This is a genomic window from Thalassobacillus cyri (assembly GCF_900107755.1).
Taxonomy (GTDB): domain Bacteria; phylum Bacillota; class Bacilli; order Bacillales; family Halobacillaceae; genus Thalassobacillus; species Thalassobacillus cyri.
Genome location: NZ_FNQR01000004.1, coordinates 171,590 through 190,393, shown reverse-complemented (window position 1 = coordinate 190,393; position 18,804 = coordinate 171,590). Strand labels below are relative to the sequence as shown.

Genomic DNA, 18,804 nt, shown 5'->3' with positions numbered 1-18,804 from the left:
GGGGGAACTGGCAAGCCTCCTCAGACTTAATCTTCCGGGGTCTCGCCTCGCTCCTTCTCCCACGGGAGTCTCACCGTTTCCCCGCCACCTTATCCTATTTTTAATGAACGAACCCTACGTTGTAAGATGATATCTTCCACATTCAATGCATGATAAGGCCCAATGATTCAGGAAACTCTTTGTTGATGTTACTATGTTTTAATGCTTATGCCTACCGGTGTTTCCGTTAGCCATATAAAAATAAGGATGCCCGGGAAATTGTGAGACTCCTCGAAAATGCTACGCATTTTCTTCGTGCGATGTTTATTCAAGATGCTTATTCAAAGTCCTATGGGTTAAAGTGCATGGGGAGATCCCGGAGGGCTTTAGCCCGAGGAAGCTCACCGTACACCCATGGAAAGCGAGTGATTTCTCGGGTATCCAAGCACTGTCGAACATAACGGAAACATTCTGGATATCTCGAAACTGAGTCTTCAGTAAAAGGGAGCTTTAATGAAATTTATACTGAGTTTTAGTAAAGCCATTATAGTAAATTATCGATCATCGAATTGCGATTAAAGTAAGAGATAGGCAATCGGTGTAACGATAAGAATCGTTAAAATCGTACGTTCAATCCAAATCACAATCAACTTTGGAATACTGACCGGAATATCGGTTGATAAAATACAAGGAATAAGCGCAGAGAAGAAGAGAATCGCTGATACAGACAACGCCCCTATTACAAACTTCGTAATAATCGGTGCGTCAACGACCAACAGCGCAGGCAAAAACATTTCTGCAATCTCAATAGCCGAAGCCTTTGCTGCCAGTAACGGTTCTGGAACTTGCATCAACAAGGTGAACGGGTAAAAGATATAGCCCAAAATGTCGAATACAGGTGTGAATTCAGCAAGCACCAGTCCAAGCAACCCCACAGACAGTATCGATGGTAAAATCGCCATCGTCATGATGAAGCCATCCTTCAAGTTCATCCCTATGTTTTTCCCAATCGAAGGAGAATGTTCTGCTGCCTCCATGGCCTGCTTCCAGGCTGCCTTCACTCGATTGCGCTTGACCACTTCTTCCGGTGGCCCTTCCCATCCACATAGTCATCACTAATTTTATTAAGCGGCCAGATACGTACTGTTATGGCTGTCACCAAAAATGTAACGAATAGCGTAACCCAGAAATAAGTGTTCCAAATTTCCATCAGTCCAAGTGTTTTAGCAACAACAATCATGAAGGTTGCCGATACGGTAGAGAATCCAGTGGCAATGATGGTCGCTTCTTTGATCGTATACTTCCCTTCTTTGAACACACGATTAGTAATCAATAACCCGATGGAGTAGCTGCCGACAAACGAAGCGACGGCATCAATAGCAGAGCGTCCAGGTGTTTTCCATATGGGACGCATGATCGGCTGCAGGAGGACACCAATGAATTCAAGCAGACCATAGCCAACAAGTAAGGCCAGAAAAACAGCACCGATTGGAACAAGCAGCCCGACTGGGATTACCAATTTTTCAAATAAGAACGGCCCCATACTAGGTTCAAAAAGCCAGGCTGGACCGAAATTAAACATTAACATTGCCGCAACCAGCACACCAAGCACTTTAAAAAAGGAGAGCGTCATATTGACTGCATCCCTATTCCATGTCTTATTGTAGAACGGGTAGGTTGCCCCTAAGATGATGACAAGGAGCGCATAATAAGGAACAACAGCGCCCATTGACGTCTGGATAAAGGTGACGATATGATCCAGCGGAATCGAGGACGTGCCTTTAATAGTCACTGGTATAAAGAAAGTGAAAATACCAATCAAACTGTACAAGAAAAACTTTAATAGATTTTTTCCACTTGACGACTGAGGTGCTTCTGGTAGCTGGACATCCTTTTGAACATTCTCCATTTTTCTACCTCCTATTATGTGAATAATCAGATAATTCAAAAGATAAAGGAAGGACGAGTTTTCCTCGCCCTACCGCTTACAATAACCAGTCAAAAAAGACAGCATGACATGAACCGCGCTTTTCACTGCCACCTCACCGACATCTTTTCGTGGATCTAAACAAACGATATCTAACGCCTTCACTTTTGAATGTTCACCGGCAAGCTGGACCGCTTCAAATAACTCTCCTGTGTACATCCCGCCTGGGGTTGCTGCCGGAGCAGCCGGATTATGAGTAATATCCAGCACATCCATATCCACCGTGACATAAATCGTGTCCACTTGCCCTGATAATTGTGCCAGGGCTTTGGTAACAACTTCCGTGATACCTTTTTTTCGTGCCTGCTTCATCGTTGTATAATGAACTCCTGCCGCATCCGCATACTCTTTCAGCTCTTTTGCATTGAAAAAACCATGGAGACCAATGTTATGCACATGTCTGCCTTCCACTGTACCGCTTTCAATCAGGTTACGGATCGGTGTTCCATTTGCAGGACCTAATTCACTAAGATCACGCAAATCAAAATGAGTATCAAACTGTAAAATACCTACTGTTTCATCCGAATGTGCCTGCTTCCAGCCTTTGACGAGCATCGCCGTAATCGAATGATCGCCACCCATCGCCACTGGTAACGTGTGGGGATGATACGTGCGCATCGCAGCCATCGCTTCGGAAATCTTCTGATGGGTAAACGCGATGTCTGTTACATGCTGTTTGACATCGCCAAGATCGATCACATTCAATTCAGCAAGGTCCATATTCTCATCCAGATTATACGTGCCGAATGACTTCCATGCTTTTCGCATAGCATCCGGGTTTTCACTGGCAGCCGAAGTGCTGATTGACGACTTTGAAAGCGGCACCCCAAAAATCGTCACATCATACCTTTTCCAGTCAGGAGTATTTTCGCCAATCGTTTCAATCCATTCATGGACCTTTAAATCTGAACGCTTCTCTGAGTTACGGGACCAGACCATGCTCGGTTTATCAAGCATTGGATAGGGATAGCCACTCATTGCAGCTGCCCTCCCAGTACCAGCGCCTTTCCTGCTTTGATGACCGTATCAACATGATTCATGCCATACTGATAAGACAGTACGAGATAGTTAGGTACATTAAAAATCGTTACATCTCCTTTTTTTCCTGGTTCGAGGCTTCCGATCTCTCCGGCTGCGCCAATCGCATGGGCCGCATTGATTGTAGTCGCTGTCAATACTTCTTCCGGCGTCATTCCCATTTTCAAACAACCGAGGTTCATAATGAACGGCAGGGAAATGGTCGGTGAAGATCCAGGGTTTGCATCTGTCGATAATGCTACGGCAACGCCGCCATCGATCATCCGGCGTGCATCAGCGAATTCAGCCATTAAGAAAAACGCTGTACCAGGCAATAGAACCCCGACCACATCAGCCTCTGCCATATCCTTGATGCCCTGTTCGGACGCTTTTAAAAGGTGATCTGCTGAAATAGCACCGACTTGAGCAGCTAATTCTGCTCCGCCGTATGGTTCAATTTCATCGGCATGGACTTTCGGTATCAGACCATGTTGTTTACCAGCTTCCAGAATCCGCTTCGATTGTTCTGGTGTGAACACCCCACGTTCACAAAATACATCATTGAAAGTCGCCAGTTTCTTGTTAGCCACTTCAGGAATCATTTCATCGATTACCCGATTGACGAACGGTTCCGGATTATCTTTTTCATCTATTGGAACCGCATGAGCCCCCATGAATGTTGACACGATATCGACAGGGTGTTCGCTATCAAGCTGCTTAGCCACTTCCAGCTGTTTCAGTTCATGCTCAAGTGTCAGGCCATAACCGCTTTTTGCTTCGACTGTCGTGACCCCATGGAGTAAAAATTGATCCAGACGCTTCCGGGACTCCTCATATAACTGTTCATGGCTTGCCGCTTGAGTCGCCCGTGTCGTCGCATGGATACCACCCCCTGCCTGCATAATTTCCATATACGTTTTACCTTTCAAGCGCATGGCGTACTCATTTTCCCTGGTACCGGCATGCACCAGGTGAGTATGAGGATCGATCAGTCCTGGAGTGACAACCTTTCCTGTTGCATCTATATGGGACTCCGTACCAATCAAGTCCTGATAGTCAGCTCTGACCTCTTCGTCTGTGCCAACAGCAACGACTTTTCCTTCTTCAATATAAACGGAGCCATTTTCGATAATTTCCAGATCCGACATCGCTTCCTGTTTGGCTGGGTGATCGTTATGACCGGCCATCGTAATCAATTGTGCTGCATTTGTGATCAATAGTTTCTGTGTCATATGTCTCTCCCTCCTGGTTATATTTTCATCATCGGTATTTGGACGCCTTTTTCTTTCGCTTTCTTTTCCGCCAGCTCATAGCCGGCATCAACATGGCGCGCGATACCCATCCCCGGGTCTGTCGTCAGTACACGTTCCAGCCGTTTTTCTGCATCCTTTGTGCCATCAGCGACAATCACCATACCGGCATGAAGCGAGTACCCCATCCCAACACCTCCGCCATGATGGACACTGACCCAGCTGGCTCCCCCTACACTATTGATCAAAGCGTTCAAAATAGGCCAGTCGGCTACTGCATCGCTGCCGTCTTTCATCGCTTCTGTTTCCCGGTTCGGTGAAGCAACTGAACCTGAGTCGAGGTGATCGCGGCCAATTACAATCGGTGCCTTCAATTCACCGCTTGCTACCATGTCGTTAATGATTTTTCCGAACTTCGCCCGTTCTCCATAGCCGAGCCAGCAAATGCGTGAAGGCAGTCCCTGGAAACTGATTTTTTCCTGAGCCATGCGAATCCAGTTGCACAAATGTTCGTTTTCGCTGAACTCCTTTAAAATCACTTCATCTGTCTTATAAATATCTTCTGGGTCCCCGGATAAAGCTACCCAGCGGAACGGCCCTTTCCCTTCACAAAATTGCGGCCGAATATAAGCGGGAACGAAGCCAGGGAAATCAAAGGCATTGGTGACTCCTTCATCTTTTGCCACCTGGCGGATATTGTTGCCATAATCGAACGTTACCGCACCTTTTTGCTGCATCTCCAGCATCGCTTTGACATGAGCAGCAATACTTTGTTTGGAGAGCTTCACATATTCTTCTGGTTCTTCCGTACGTAAGCGGACTGCCTCTTGCAAGTCCATCTTGACGGGGACATACCCGTTCAATGGATCATGCGCGGAAGTCTGATCTGTCAACACATCAGGAGTGAAACCTTTTGCAATCATCTCCGGTAAAATCTCTGCTGCATTTCCAAGCAAGCCAATCGATAAAGCTTTGCCCTGATCACGTGCTTCCTCAGCCATCCGAATCGCTTCCTCAAGGTCATCGGTCGAGGTATCCAGATACTTGGTGTCCAAGCGGCGCTGGATACGGTGCAGGTCAATTTCAATCGCAATACATACACCGCCATTTAAAGTGACCGCAAGCGGCTGTGCTCCACCCATTCCGCCAAGGCCAGCGGTCAGTGTAATCGTTCCAGCCATTTTCCCGTCAAAATGCTGTCGGGCACATTCGGCAAACGTTTCATAAGTCCCCTGAACGATTCCCTGGCTGCCAATATAAATCCAGCTTCCCGCCGTCATCTGGCCAAACATCATCAACCCTTTGCGGTCAAGTTCATGGAAATGTTCCCAGTTGGCCCAGGCCGGCACCAAGTTAGAGTTAGCAATCAACACCTTAGGGGCGTCCTTATGGGATTTAAACACTGCTACGGGTTTTCCGGATTGGATCATCAGAGTTTCATCAGCTTCCAATGTTTTTAAAGAATCGACGATGGCATCATAGCTTTCCCAATTACGGGCGGCTTTCCCGATTCCACCGTAAACGACCAATTCATCCGGGTTTTCTGCTACATCAGGATGGAGGTTGTTGCTAAGCATCCGTAAAGCTGCCTCCTGAATCCATCCTTTCGTATGCAAATCCGTCCCGCGGTATTGTTTCACTTTATCTGACTTCGTATTTGTCATCGTACCCATCCCCTCTCTTTGGATTCCTTATAGGTATAGCTTAGCAATCCACCTGGCCGGATAATAGATGACTAACTTTCGAATTATGATATTTTAATGTTAAAAAGATAAACACATGCTTTAAAACGCTTTCAATTATCAGCATTAATTTTATATAATGATAAAAATATAAAAAAACACCCAGCAAGCGGGTGTTTCTCGTTGAGAAAGGTTTTCTCATTTACGTGTTGAGTCTACCATTCTCCTGTTAAAGGACTATTTAAACAGATCGAGGAGGTCTCAGCCTCGCAAATTCCGGTACTCACGAGGTGTTTTTCCAGTCGCTGATTTAAAAACACGGCTGAAATAGTTCGGCTGGTTGAAACCGACTTCCGCCGCAATCTCCTGAATGGTATTATCCGTGGTTTCGATCAGTTCTTTTGCTTTTTGAATTCTAATTTGCATCAGAATCTCACGAAAGGATTGTTGATATTTCTTTGATAGCAAGTAGCTGAAATAAGCGGGGCTTCTTCCTATGTGAGCAGCCACATCTTTAAGCGATAGACTGGGATTCTTATAATGCTCTTCCATATAGGCAAGCGCAGCTTCTCCGATATTTCCTATCCTTGCCCCTTTTTGAGTCGTTAAGGATTTAATAAGCTCATGGATGAAAAGGACAACTTCTTGCACAATTCGATACAAGACAGGACTATATAAGATTTTGTCGAAGATTTTTTTATATTTAACGTCATTCTCCTCAGTCTCTAACCCTTTTCGAATCATAAACCTCCGGATTTGAGCCAGTATACTTGTCAATCGGGTTCGAAGTAATCCAGGATCAGGGTAGGGCGGTTGAAGGTTGAAAAATTCATGATACAACCACCGTTTGATTTCTTCTGCTTGGCCCTCATCAAGACTACGCACCCAAAACCGCTGTTCATCCATTGTCAGAAAAGGATCCATATCCCTCCATATATATGCTTCATTGTACGCCAGCACCTGTTTGTAACCTGTAAAAAAAGTAGCCTCCATCACCTTTCGGAGACGCTGGTAAATACTATGTAAGGATAGAAGGTTATCCTTATCATGGACAGCGATAGCAAGCGGTCCCCCGCCAGCCTGTTCCCATTCGCGTAAAAAGCGCCTTGCTTGTTGAAAAGGTTCAGGAATAGTCTGATGAAATGCAAGGACTATCTGGTCACTAGTTGAAAATACGAACGGAAGATTATAAAAGTCGAACTGTGCAATAAAAGAGCGCAGCCGGTATAAATCCTGGGGATACTCCGGTCTTACCAGATAAACCGGATACGTGTAGGGTAGATGATCATCAATAAATAGAGATTCATAGTTGATGATAGAAGGTGTACTTACTCCCTTATCTCCACCCTGTTCGTGAGTAAGCATCCGGCAGCCTTGCTGGATAGTATGTTTGAGACGGGATGGCGATAACGGTTTGACTAACAGGTCAATTGCGTTGATTTCGATCGCTTGCATAGCACGTTCATAAGTCGGCTCGACCGTAACTGCTATCACTTGACTACTAAACCTTTGGATGTAACTTTTCACAAGCTCCCATTTGGTTTCAGGAATCATATCAAGCTCAATAAAGAGAAGGTCTGGACGATCATTTTCCAATGAATCCAGTATTCCAGCAAGTTGCCCTGCTCGCTTGATTGTTGAAACGGGAAAAGAATATTTTGATAACAACCACTCAATTCCGGCAAGTTCCTGGCTGTCACGATCTGCTAGCAGCAACTGATACATGCACTCCCCCCTCCTTTATTGCTATTCTACCTTAAACGCCCCAGATCCTCTAGATAGTACAGGATCTGGGGCGTAACCATTTGTGTCGATTTCCCGGGAAATAAATTTAATTTTGTTAATAAGCGTCGATAAAGTTACTAACAGCGTTGGTACATTACACAGGGTTACATGTACATTGTAGCACCTTTGATAACTACCCTATGGCAATATAACTCCTCTGTAATTATTTATCTTCTACTACGATATAGGTGACTTTGATTGGTCCGTGTACTCCTACAATCAAGTTCATTTCAATATCTGCACTGTTGCTTGGCCCAGTGATGAAGCTGACACAGGAGGAGACTTCGTGCCCCTGCTGGTTAGCTTCATGAATATGCTTAGTAGCCTGCGTGATCCTCGGTACAATTGTACTTTTTGGTATGACAGCAATATAAGTCTTCGGGAGGAGGCTGATCGAACGGCCATTCCCTTTGCTGTTGAAAAGGGTCACAGTTCCGGATTCTGCAAGCGTCGCATCGCTGAACGTGATGCCGACATCCGCCCGCTCAGCGAATACTTGATTTTCTTTACCTTTCCCCGCATCCCAGATATGGACTTCAACTCCGTCAGCTTCCATTCGTTGATAAAAACTGTCCAGGCTGTATTCCTGGTTGCGCGAATCATCGGCTGCAATAATTGATTTTCCTTGATAACGGTCAACCGTCTCTTTCAGAACATCCTGTAATCCAGCTGCATCCGTTTTTCGAAAATCCGTATGAATGACTTTACATTGCTTTTCGAGGACATCGACCAGCTGATCCTCAGAATAACCCTGGTAAACCTCCCACTGAGGGCTTACACTCCACTCCGGACGCTCAACGCCTTCTTTACGTCGACTACGCCCAAGATTTTCCGCCAGATTATTTAAAAATGATTCACGATTTTGAATCGCCATCAGGATTCATCCCCTTTCCTCCGGGATTTGTACCAGGAACGGAACGACTGCTTGCTTGGAGCCGGGAAGTCCCGGGCATCTGTCCAGGCTTTCATCGGACCTGGTCCGTTTTCAATTTTTTCGTCTTTTGTCCACGGTTTTAACGCAGTACGCGCCATTTTGGTACTCATCTTATAGGCGGCAGGACTTGATCCCCACTTGGCGAAACCTTTCATCGCAAGCTTCTCAGCTTTTGGAGCTTTATTTTCCTTTTCAACTATGATCTGCCGGTGTCGGATTAAATGCTCGTGAAGGGGAATCTTCACCGGGCAAGCTTCGGTACAGGCAGCACATAGTGTCGATGCATAAGGCAATTCCTTATGGTCGTCATATCCATCTAGCAATGGCGTCAAAACTGCCCCAATCGGCCCTGGATAGATAGAACCGTAGGAGTGCCCGCCGACATGCCGATATACAGGACAGGCATTGATACAGGCAGCACAGCGAATACAATGGAGTGCTGATTGGAACTCAGTCCCTAAAATCTTCGAGCGTCCATTATCAACGATTACCAGGTGGAATTCTTCCGGTCCGTCCACTTCTCCTTCCAGACGGGTACCTGTCAAAGAAGTGACATAGCTGGTCAGCTTTTGACCGACAGCTGATCTGGTCAAGAGACTGACTAATACTTCAAGATCTTCCCACGTCGGAACCAGGCGTTCCATCCCCATTACAGTAATTTGCGTATCGGGTAGCGATGTGACCAGTCTTGCGTTCCCTTCGTTGGTTACAAGGGTTACTGCCCCTGACTCCGCTACAGCAAAGTTGCACCCGGTGATTCCGATATCTGCTGACAAAAAGTCTTTCCTGAGCTGCTCCCTGGCAAATAAAGCGAGCTCCTCCGGTTTATCGGTCTTATCATAGCCTTTTTTGGCGGCAAATGTTTCCCGAATCTGTTCTTTATTTTTATGAAGCGCCGGTGTAACAATATGGGAAGGAGGGTCTTCATCCAGTTGCAAAATCCATTCACCGAGGTCCGTTTCGACTACCTCGGAACCGGCTTCCTCCAGTGCCTTATTCAACCCGATTTCCTCGGTCACCATCGATTTTGATTTGACGACTTTCTTGCCGTTCTTTTTCTTGATGACATTCTGAATATAGTCATTCGCTTCCTCTGCTGTTTCTGCAAAAAAGACACTACCGCCACGTTTGGATACTTGATCGCTCAATTGCTGAAGATAAAAATCTAGATTTTCCATCGTATGATTGCGGATTTCTTCCCCGAGGGTACGCCAATCTTCCCAGTTTCCAAGTTCTTCTGCCGCTTTCAGACGACCGCTCCGGAACCGGCCTTGAGCAGACGACACCGCCCCACGCATGAAGTCATTTTTTATCCCTTCCTGGACTCGGTGCTCAAAAGAATTCGTGCCAATTCGGATACTCATAGAATCCCCTCCGTTCCATTATTGATAGTTAAGTATATTGGCAATATGCAGGACTTTGACCGGTTTGCCGTTACGCGTCAGGCGCCCGCCGATATTCATCAGGCAGCCCATATCTCCACCGACCAGGTACTCCGCTCCCGTTTCTGTGACATGTTCTGTTTTCTCCTCGACCATCTGCTCAGAAATAACTGGATTCTTCACTGAAAATGTACCACCAAACCCGCAGCAGTCCTCTTTCACGGGAAGTGCTACAAATTCCAGTCCCTTCACATTTTCCAGCAAGGTCATCGGTGCATCTCTAACACCAAGCAGCCTGGTCATATGGCAGGAAGGATGATAAGTCACTCTTCCTTGGAATTTGGAGCCGACATCAGTGATGCCCATGACATCCACTAAAAACTGCGTCAATTCATAAGATTTACCCGCCAGGTCATTAGCCGCTTCTTCCCACTCGGGATCCCCTTTGAAAATATGCGGGTATTCATGGAGCATAGCTACACAAGAACCCGATGGCCCGACAACATATTCGGAGTCTTTGAACGCCCGCATCATCTGTTTCATCGATTCTTTCGATTCTTTTAAATACCCGCTGTTGTAAGCCGGTTGCCCGCAGCATGTCTGCAACTCAGGAAAGTCCACCTCACAGCCCACTTTTTCTAAAACTTCCACCGTATCTTTTCCGACGTCGGACGACATGATATCACACAAACATGTAATGAATAAGGACGCCTTCATGCCATTCACTCCTTTTTTTAAATGAAAGCAGGTCATCTGATGACCTGCACGAAGAAAAGACTGGATCCAGTCTGATCAATCGATATACTCTGCTAACGCCTGCTCCACTCCAACTAAATGATTCAGCATATGTTTTTGCGCGAGCGCCGAATTTCTTTTTTTAATCGCTTCAAAAATCAACCAGTGTTCCTTCAGCAGCTCAGCAGTCCTATTTTCTGAATGAAGCCAGAGCCTGCGGGTTTCGCGCATGGTTTCCATCATAATTTCCGATACACTATTCATAAGGTTGATAAGCATCTGGTTATGTGTCGCATGGGCAACTGCTAAATGGAAAGCAAGATCCGCCTGTTCACCCAGCTCGCCATTACCCTTTGCTTCTTCCATTGATTGAAGCGCCTCTATCATCGGAGCTAAATCTGCTTCTTTATGCTTCTCTGCAGCAGAGCCAGTTGCTCCAACCTCTAAGATTTTTCTGACCTCCAGCAGTTCTTTGACATCTTCTCGTTTCATTAATAACGCTGCCGCAACCGGCAAAGAAAAACGCGAGGCATCAAACTGCTTGATATAAGTCCCTTCGCCCTGGCGCATTTCTACAAGCCCCATTGCGCGCATTGCGCTGAGCGCTTCACGGATCGCCGAGCGGCCGACATCAAAATTCCTGGCCAGCTGTTCGACGGAATCTAATTTATCCCCAGGCTTCAAATCACCGTTCTTCAACATGGCTACTAACGAATCCGCTACTTCTTCATAAATCTTGCGTGCTCGTATTTGTTTATATTCCACTACTTCTTCCTCCAAGTACTTATTACCTTCATTTTACTGGAAGCAAGAGGAATTGGAAAGATAGATACCCTGTTTACATGAATTGAATCAGTATAAATCCACCTACTCCAGCAAGTACACCATATAGAAGGGCGGGACCTAATGTCTTTCGTATAATGTCGCCTTCTTTCCCCGACAATCCAACAACTGCCGATGCAGCAACAACGTTATGGACACAAATCATATTACCTGCAGCAGCACCGATGACTTGGGCCGCCAGTACGGTATTGGTATTCAAGCCTGTTTGATTCGCTATACTATACTGGATTGGCGAGAAAGTCAGCGTTGATACGGTGGCGCTCCCTGTAATGAAAGCCCCTAATTCTCCGAGGAAAGGAGCGACGAATATCCACATCGGTCCGAATCCTTCCGCCAATGCTTGCGCGATATACTGTGGCATACTTATCAAGTCATTCATATTCATCCCTGAGTTAGTGAAGACCTGTACCAGAGCCAAGGTGAAAATTAATGAAAATCCTGCATTTTTTATCGAACCAAGTGACTCTTTAGATGCTTTGGTAAAATTAGAAAAAGACTTTCGCTGTACCAGCACTGCTAAAATAGTCGCGAGCACCAAAACAGTCCCAGGAGAATACAGAACCTCCCAGGCTGAATCAATCCCTTCGATTCCCAGGATATTGTTCCAGCTGAAGTCAATGGCGGTGCGTGTAAATTCTTTTACAGACGGTATGATCCTTGTCAGCAACAACAGAGCGACAACAACAAGATAAGGTGACCATGCTGTAACTAAGCCCATCTTTGACTTTTTCTTCTCCGGCTGGAAACCCTCCTGCAAAGCGTCTGCCCATTCTTCCTTCGGCAGCAGGAAGCCTTTTTTGGCTGTTAATGTGGCTACGACAAGTCCTGTCAGTGATGCGAGGATCGATACGAACTCATGGCCGAACAAAACAGCATACAAAAGTGCAGATGAAGTATATGTAATTCCAATCAACAATGTCCATGGCAGCATGGAAAAAGCGTCTCCCATGCCTTTTCTTTTTCCGAAGAAAACAGTCAAAATGACAATCAGAATAAATGGTATGAATGTTCCTGCAACCATATCGATCGCAGCAACTTTGGCTCCGACAGTCTGGTAGAATGCAAGATCCGCACCAGGAATATTGCTTAGGCCTACCTGAATCGGTGTACCAACCGCCCCGTAAGAAACAGCTGAACTATCCGCAATAAGCGCCAGTGCCGCTGCAGCCATCGGATTAAACCCTAACGCTACCATCAACGGTCCTGTTACGGCAGCCGGTGTACCAAATCCGGCAGCCCCCTCGATTAAGGATCCAAACAGAAAAGCGACGATGATGACCTGGACACGCATATCTCCAGAAATACTGCGGAAGCCTTGATTGATCCGGTCTACAGCACCAGTAAGACGAAGCGTATTCAAAAGAACGATCGCTCCAAATAAGATTAATAGAATCGTAAAAGCTTTATGGGTCCCTTGTAAAATAGAAGCGAAAACAACATTCCCTTCCATCCCCCAAGTAGTAAGCGCTAACAAAATTACGATAATGGCACTGAATAACATTCCTTTGAGTGCAGACATCCTTAATAAAACAAGGAAGACGAATGGTGCAATGATGGCACTCAAAGCCACAAGCAACAACATAGCTGAAAACTCCCTTCTGGTTGATTACAAGATTTTGATAAAACGTTTTCAAAGGCAAACTTAATAATAAGGTCATCTGATGACCTGCTAACTAGTCTACATTTTAATCTCAATTATGACAAAACACAAGGCTTTTTTGAAACCACTTTCATAAGGATGAACCATTAATTTTCACACCTCCTACTGACCAACAATGATGATTAGTTTTAACAAACGATAATGAAACGTTTCACTTATAGAGGAAAAGCGAAAACCACCCATCCACCACTACTTTTCACTTAGTCATCCCTTCCAAACAGACTACTACAAAGGGTTTGTTTTTTAATTTTCTGAAATAATTCCTTTTTGAGGATTTACGTTAACGTTGGATTTTTGTATACTTTAATCGAAACGTTTCAGTAGCTAATGAAAGGAAGTGACATATTGAAAAAATTCTTGTCCAGTTTTTTGATTCTCATTGTTTTAGTAAGTATGGTTTTACCGGCAGGAGCTTCAGCCCAACCGGAAAACGAAGGTAATAAGGTGGCTTTGTCTAAACAATTGAAAGCGATATCAAAGCAAACCTACCGTTATTTTGAAGATTTCACAAATGAAGAAACAGGCCTCACTGATGATGCTGTCAGATTAAACGATGGTACGATTAAGCCTCAAACGCATACATCTCCGACGAATATCGGCATGTACATGATGAGTACGATCTCAGCTCAGGAAATGGGTCATATCTCAAAAGAAGAGGCAGTTGATAGAATTCAAACTACTTTGAATACATTAGAAGGTCTCGAAAAGTGGAACGGATTATATTACAACTGGTATAACACGGAGGATGGCTCTCTGATGACCGATTGGGGGCAGTTCATCTCCACGGTAGATAACGGATGGCTGTCAGCAGGGTTGATCGTTACAGGACAAGCATATCCAGAATTGAATGATCAGACCAGCAGCCTTGTGGAAGCAATGGACTATTCGACACTTTATACGCCTGAAGTCGGGCAGATGAGAGGTGGTTATGATGTTGCAGCCGGGAGCTATACCGCTCACCATTACGGGGCTTTTTATACGGAACCTCGCGTCGCAAGCTACATTTCTATCGGTAAAGGAGACGTACCGTCCGAACACTGGTGGAAGATGTACAGAACCATGCCTGACAGTTGGGATTGGCAGGCTCAAAATCCTGAAGGCTATCCAGTGACCTATGATGGAGTTGAAGTTTTTGAAGGTCACTACAGTTATAATGGAAAAAAATATGTTCCAAGCTGGGGAGGAAGCATGTTTGAAGCATTGATGCCGCAACTGGTTCTTAAGGAAAAAGAGCTGGGGAAAGACGCGCTCGGCCTTAATAACCAACGCCATGTCGATATTCAAATCGAATATGCAGAAGAACAAGGATATGAGGCATGGGGCATGTCACCTGCTGCCACACCGGAAAACTACTCGGAGTTCGCCGCCACACCATTAGGAATGGATGGATACAAATCCGATGGTACCGTCACTCCACATGCTACATTCCTTGCACTGGAATACGCACCAATGGAAGCATTTGAGAATATTCAAGTCCTGAAAGAATTCGATATGTATGGAGAATATGGGTTCCTTGATTCCGTCAACGTTGAGACTGGCGAAGTTACGCAGGCCTACCTGGCATTAGACCAGGGCATGAGCATGGTTGCTATCGCAAATTACTTGGAAGATGGGGTTATCCGGGATTATTTTCACCAGGATGACATCGGCAAAAATCCTGAGGAATTGCTGATTAAAGAAGAACTTTCGATAAAATAAAATGCTAGTTATTCGCCTTTCCTTTAGAATGAAGAGTTAAGACCTTTTGTATAGTAAATAAACCGGAAATTCTAATGTGCTAAGGGCGAACGCCCCCTCATCGCGTGGGACGGGGAAAGGAAATAAATCCCTGGATCATGTTGATATTATCGCTTAACAGCGCCAAATAAAGAGGCCAGACACTCTAATTATAGAGTATCTGGCCTTTTAAATTATGGCTTCAAGATCAATTTACCCTTCGTTTCTCTTCCTTGCAGCTTACGATGTACTTCTGCTGCTTCTTCCAGGGCAAAAACTCCCCCGATTTCCAGTTTGACTTTTCCTTCTTCAATATAACCTAAAATCTCTTTCAGGCTTTCCTGGAACAAGGTTGGCTTTTTCATGATTTGCGGCAGGAAAAAACCGACGACGGATTGATTTTTCGCCATCAATTTGGATGGATAAAAGTGAGGCTGTTCTCCGCTTGCCACACCATAAATGACAAGTCGTCCAAATGAGGCAAGGCAATCGAGTGTATTATGAAAGACATCTCCACCTGCCATTTCCAACGCAACATCGACTCCTTTGCCATCGTTCAACCGGAGCACTTCTTTCTCCCATCCTTCCTTCGTATAGTCGACGACTTCATCCGCACCGTACTCTTTAGCCAACGCTCGTTTCTCTTCACTGCTTGCTGTACCGATCACTTTTCCGGCCCCAAAAATTTTCGCAAGCTGAACGGCGAATAACCCGACGCCACCCGCTGCAGCATGAACCAGGATGGTTTCTCCTTTTTCTAACCGGCCCATCGTTTTGATAATGTGGTAGGCACTCAATCCTTGTAATGGTATCGCAGCTGCGTGTGCTTCATCAACACCTTCCGGAATCGGAATAAGTCCCCTTTCATCCGCTATTGTGTATTCAGCATAACCGGTCGCACGTTCATCACCAACCAAAGTGACAACACGATCGCCTTCCTTGAATAATTGCACTGCAGAACCCACTTTAGCAATGACGCCTGCTACTTCTGAACCTGGTACGTAAGGCAGTTTCGTTTCCACTACATACTGGCCTTCACGCCTTGCGGTATCTGCATAATTGACACCAATCGCTTTTGTTTCGATCAATACTTCATGCTCGCCCGGCTCCGGAAGCTCCATATCGATGAGCTCGAGCACTTCCGGCCCTCCGAATTCTTTGAATTGTATTGCTTTCATAATTACCTCCGTTCCTCGACAGCTGTTCCTTTATTGATGGCTGTCAGCTTTTCTCTTATCTCATCTTTCAATGGTTCAGTTTGCTGAGTTTCAAAATCAAAGTGTACCACTACCGCTTTCCCTCTGGCAATCAATCCCCGATTACTTGAGATATCGTGGGTCATTTCGAAGCTTGTATTACCAATTCGTGAAATCGTTGTTTCAATATCCAGGCGCTCATCAAAATAGGCTTGCTGGATGTAATCACAAGTCGTCGAAGCTAGAATGAACGGCCAATCATTCATGGAGAGCATCGTTCCGAGTTCGCGAAACACTTCAATCCGCGCCTCTTCTAAGTAAATAAAATAACTGATATTACTTACATGTCCCAGTCCATCCGTTTCATTAGCCCGCACTTTCACTTCCCAATGGTGCGACATGATACTCCTCCTCCCTGTCCTTCATTCCGTTAAGCATCAGATCAATATAAATAGTTGCAACTTCCTTATCTGTTTTAGGACCGGCAGGCTGAAACCATTGATAACTCCAATTACAGGCACCAAGAATACCCAGGGTCACAATGTCAGCTTCCAATCCAGCGCGAAACTCGCCTGAATCAATCCCTTGCTTGATAACCTCTTCCATAGCGTAACGGACCCGATCGCGCTTCTTTCGGACTTCCCGTAAATTACCGTCGCTTAAATGACGCAATTCGCGAAAGAAAACACGTGCACTTCTTCCTTTTGGCACAATATTCATAATCAGCATATCAATGAGGGCCTCCAGTTTCTCGATATTACTGAACGATTGTGCCATGATTTTCTCCTGTTGTTCAATCAGGCCATCGATATATCTGCTGTGAATCGTCATCAACACTTGTTCTTTACTGGTGAAATAATAGTAGAACGTTCCTTTGGTTACTCCGTGAGCATGAACAATATCAGCGATCGATGTCTCGCTAAATCCTTTTTTCTCAAATAATTGGATGCATGTCTGCAACAGATTCTCTTTCATATCCGGTGTCCTCCTAGCTAGCTGCGTCAACCTATTTGTAATTTGCTACTGAGTCGCTTTGTTGACCGCTTCTTCTCGGATTGTCCTTCGTAAAATTTTCCCCACATTCGTTTTGGGCAGCTCACTACGGAATTCGACAGAGCGAGGGACCTTGTATGCAGCCATGTTATCACGGCAGTAAGCAATCAGCTCCTCTTCAGTCGCTGACTTTCCATCAGCAAGTACGACAACAACTTTGACAGTTTCCCCACGGTATTCATCCGGGATACCAACAGCTACAGCTTCCTGGATAGCATCATGCTCATAAAGGATTTCTTCAATATCACGCGGATAAATGTTATAACCCCCTGCGATGATCAAATCCTTTTTCCGGTCAATGATATATAAATAACCTTCATCATCCACACGTGCGATATCGCCGGTGTACAGCCATCCATCACGCAGGGCAAGCTCTGTTTCCTCCGGCATATTCCAGTATCCTTTCATTACCTGTGGTCCTCGGATAATCACTTCACCCGTATCACCTGCAGGGACTTCATCGATTCCGTTGCTGACATCTACGATTTTATAATCAGTCGATGGGATTCCGAATCCGACACTTCCCGGTTTTCTCTCCCCGAATAGTGGATTGCAATGCGTAACCGGAGAGGTTTCAGATAGACCGTATCCTTCATAGATACGTCCGCCAGTCTTTGCCTCAAAACTTCTCATCAGCTCCTGTGGCATCGGGGCACTGCCGCTGTTACACACTCGGATGCTGTCTATGCCATATTGCTCCGCCTTCGGATGGCTGGTGATGGCGACATACATCGTAGGGACCCCCGGGAAATAGGTCGGCTGCTCCCGTTTGATCGTCTCAAGGACTTCTTCTAATTCAAATCGTGGAAGCATGATGATTTTCGAACCTGATTGAATCGCCTGGTTCATACAGACGGTCATACCAAACACATGAAATAAAGGAATTACCGTCAAATAACGCTCCTTACCCAGTTCGATTTCATCTTTAAAATATTCATGAGTTTGCACCACGTTGGCTACTAAATTCCTGTGTGTCAGCATGGCACCCTTGGATCTTCCTGTCGTCCCTCCTGTATATTGCAGCACGGCAAGATCCTCACTTGGATTAATCTTTACACTTTTTGGTGGTCCAGGAGCAGTCTGTAAAAAGGTCGTGAATTCAATTTCGTTTCCGACCGGTTCGTATGCTTGAGAAAACTCTACGACAATTACATTTTTCAGCTTTGTGTTGGCTTTGATTTTTTCTAAAACAGGTACAAAAGGCGCATAAATGACCATCGTTTCGGCACCTGAATCAGTTAAGATGTGTTCGAGTTCACGGCCGACCAGCATCGGATTGACTTGCGTGACGACAGCTCCAGCACGCAATGCTCCATAATAACTGATAGCATAATGCGGACAGTTCGGCAGCATGATTGCTACTCTGTCCCCTTTTTCTACACCATTGTTCTGTAGGGAAGATGCAAAAGCTTCCACCTGGAGCCCTAACTCCTTATAGCTGATTTCTTTTTCATAAAAAGATATCGCCGGGTTGTCAGGAAATTGCTCGATCGACTTGTCCAAAAAGTCGGTGAGTGGAATGTCAGGAATCTCCACCTCACTTTGAATACGTTCTGGGTAATGCTTTTTCCACACTTTTTCCATT

14 protein-coding genes and 1 pseudogene are annotated in these 18,804 nt (G+C 45.4%); 1 reads left to right on the top strand and 14 read right to left on the bottom strand.

Features of this window, described 5'->3' with window-relative positions; genetic code table 11:
- Positions 1-554: 554 nt before the first annotated feature.
- The 10 genes and pseudogenes from BLV00_RS06710 to BLV00_RS06665 all read right to left on the bottom strand — a co-directional run bounded on the left by BLV00_RS06710 (position 555) and on the right by BLV00_RS06665 (position 13,176).
- A pseudogene (locus BLV00_RS06710) lies at positions 555-1,888 on the bottom strand (YjiH family protein).
- Positions 1,889-1,957: 69 nt separating this feature from the next.
- The gene (locus tag BLV00_RS06705) at positions 1,958-2,944 is read right to left on the bottom strand and encodes an agmatinase family protein (protein ID WP_093043717.1); all 987 of its coding nucleotides are present in this window, start codon (positions 2,942-2,944) and stop codon (positions 1,958-1,960) included.
- Entirely contained in the window at positions 2,941-4,215 is a 1,275-nt protein-coding gene (gene hutI, locus BLV00_RS06700; RefSeq protein WP_093043715.1) for an imidazolonepropionase, read from the bottom strand. Before hutI ends, BLV00_RS06705 begins: the two co-directional genes overlap by 4 nt.
- 17 nt (positions 4,216-4,232) lie before the next feature.
- The gene (gene hutU, locus BLV00_RS06695; protein ID WP_093043713.1) at positions 4,233-5,897 is read right to left on the bottom strand and encodes a urocanate hydratase; all 1,665 of its coding nucleotides are present in this window, start codon (positions 5,895-5,897) and stop codon (positions 4,233-4,235) included.
- Positions 5,898-6,176: 279 nt separating this feature from the next.
- A complete protein-coding gene (locus tag BLV00_RS06690) occupies positions 6,177-7,640 on the bottom strand; it encodes a response regulator transcription factor (RefSeq protein ID WP_093043711.1) in 1,464 nt (487 codons plus the stop codon).
- Between the two features lie 223 nt (positions 7,641-7,863).
- Complete coding sequence (locus BLV00_RS06685; protein ID WP_093043709.1) at positions 7,864-8,574, bottom strand: LutC/YkgG family protein; 711 nt, start codon at positions 8,572-8,574, stop codon at positions 7,864-7,866.
- Positions 8,574-9,998 carry a LutB/LldF family L-lactate oxidation iron-sulfur protein gene (locus tag BLV00_RS06680; protein ID WP_093043706.1) on the bottom strand — a complete coding sequence of 475 codons (1,425 nt, stop codon included), beginning with the start codon at positions 9,996-9,998 and terminating at the stop codon, positions 8,574-8,576. Before BLV00_RS06680 ends, BLV00_RS06685 begins: the two co-directional genes overlap by 1 nt.
- 18 nt (positions 9,999-10,016) lie before the next feature.
- Positions 10,017-10,733: a (Fe-S)-binding protein gene (locus tag BLV00_RS06675; RefSeq protein ID WP_093043704.1), complete on the bottom strand. Its 717-nt coding sequence runs from the start codon at positions 10,731-10,733 to the stop codon at positions 10,017-10,019.
- Between the two features lie 75 nt (positions 10,734-10,808).
- Positions 10,809-11,516 carry a FadR/GntR family transcriptional regulator gene (locus tag BLV00_RS06670; protein WP_093043702.1) on the bottom strand — a complete coding sequence of 236 codons (708 nt, stop codon included), beginning with the start codon at positions 11,514-11,516 and terminating at the stop codon, positions 10,809-10,811.
- Between the two features lie 73 nt (positions 11,517-11,589).
- Positions 11,590-13,176, bottom strand: a complete 1,587-nt coding sequence (locus BLV00_RS06665; RefSeq protein WP_093043700.1) for an L-lactate permease — start codon at positions 13,174-13,176, stop codon at positions 11,590-11,592.
- Between the two features lie 423 nt (positions 13,177-13,599).
- Here BLV00_RS06665 and BLV00_RS06660 point away from each other — a divergent pair, with 423 nt between their 5' ends.
- On the top strand, positions 13,600-14,952 hold the full coding sequence (locus tag BLV00_RS06660; protein ID WP_245728869.1) for a glucoamylase family protein: 1,353 nt from the start codon (positions 13,600-13,602) through the stop codon (positions 14,950-14,952).
- A 212-nt stretch (positions 14,953-15,164) separates the two neighbouring features.
- On the opposite strand, the gene BLV00_RS06655 is transcribed toward BLV00_RS06660, so the two are convergent.
- The 4 genes from BLV00_RS06655 to BLV00_RS06640 are packed head-to-tail and all read right to left on the bottom strand — an operon-like array spanning position 15,165 to position 18,803.
- Complete coding sequence (locus BLV00_RS06655) at positions 15,165-16,148, bottom strand: quinone oxidoreductase family protein (RefSeq protein WP_093043698.1); 984 nt, start codon at positions 16,146-16,148, stop codon at positions 15,165-15,167.
- A 2-nt stretch (positions 16,149-16,150) separates the two neighbouring features.
- Positions 16,151-16,567 carry an acyl-CoA thioesterase gene (locus BLV00_RS06650; RefSeq protein WP_093043696.1) on the bottom strand — a complete coding sequence of 139 codons (417 nt, stop codon included), beginning with the start codon at positions 16,565-16,567 and terminating at the stop codon, positions 16,151-16,153.
- A complete protein-coding gene (locus BLV00_RS06645; RefSeq protein ID WP_093043694.1) occupies positions 16,533-17,141 on the bottom strand; it encodes a TetR/AcrR family transcriptional regulator in 609 nt (202 codons plus the stop codon). Before BLV00_RS06645 ends, BLV00_RS06650 begins: the two co-directional genes overlap by 35 nt.
- A 45-nt stretch (positions 17,142-17,186) precedes the next feature.
- Positions 17,187-18,803, bottom strand: a complete 1,617-nt coding sequence (locus BLV00_RS06640) for a long-chain-fatty-acid--CoA ligase (protein ID WP_093043692.1) — start codon at positions 18,801-18,803, stop codon at positions 17,187-17,189.
- Between the last annotated feature and the right edge of the window lies 1 nt (position 18,804).

Bases quoted from the DNA above. Each gene is read 5' to 3' on its own strand.
- BLV00_RS06640 (WP_093043692.1), bottom strand. From the start codon at position 18,803: ATGGAAAAAGTGTGGAAAAAGCATTACCCAGAACGTATTCAAAGTGAG.
- hutU (WP_093043713.1), bottom strand. From the start codon at position 5,897: ATGACAAATACGAAGTCAGATAAAGTGAAACAATACCGCGGGACGGAT.
- BLV00_RS06685 (WP_093043709.1), bottom strand. From the start codon at position 8,574: ATGGCGATTCAAAATCGTGAATCATTTTTAAATAATCTGGCGGAAAAT.
- BLV00_RS06705 (WP_093043717.1), bottom strand. From the start codon at position 2,944: ATGAGTGGCTATCCCTATCCAATGCTTGATAAACCGAGCATGGTCTGG.
- BLV00_RS06680 (WP_093043706.1), bottom strand. From the start codon at position 9,998: ATGAGTATCCGAATTGGCACGAATTCTTTTGAGCACCGAGTCCAGGAA.
- BLV00_RS06650 (WP_093043696.1), bottom strand. From the start codon at position 16,567: ATGTCGCACCATTGGGAAGTGAAAGTGCGGGCTAATGAAACGGATGGA.
- BLV00_RS06665 (WP_093043700.1), bottom strand. From the start codon at position 13,176: ATGTTGTTGCTTGTGGCTTTGAGTGCCATCATTGCACCATTCGTCTTC.
- BLV00_RS06655 (WP_093043698.1), bottom strand. From the start codon at position 16,148: ATGAAAGCAATACAATTCAAAGAATTCGGAGGGCCGGAAGTGCTCGAG.
- BLV00_RS06690 (WP_093043711.1), bottom strand. From the start codon at position 7,640: ATGTATCAGTTGCTGCTAGCAGATCGTGACAGCCAGGAACTTGCCGGA.
- BLV00_RS06645 (WP_093043694.1), bottom strand. From the start codon at position 17,141: ATGAAAGAGAATCTGTTGCAGACATGCATCCAATTATTTGAGAAAAAA.
- hutI (WP_093043715.1), bottom strand. From the start codon at position 4,215: ATGACACAGAAACTATTGATCACAAATGCAGCACAATTGATTACGATG.
- BLV00_RS06675 (WP_093043704.1), bottom strand. From the start codon at position 10,733: ATGAAGGCGTCCTTATTCATTACATGTTTGTGTGATATCATGTCGTCC.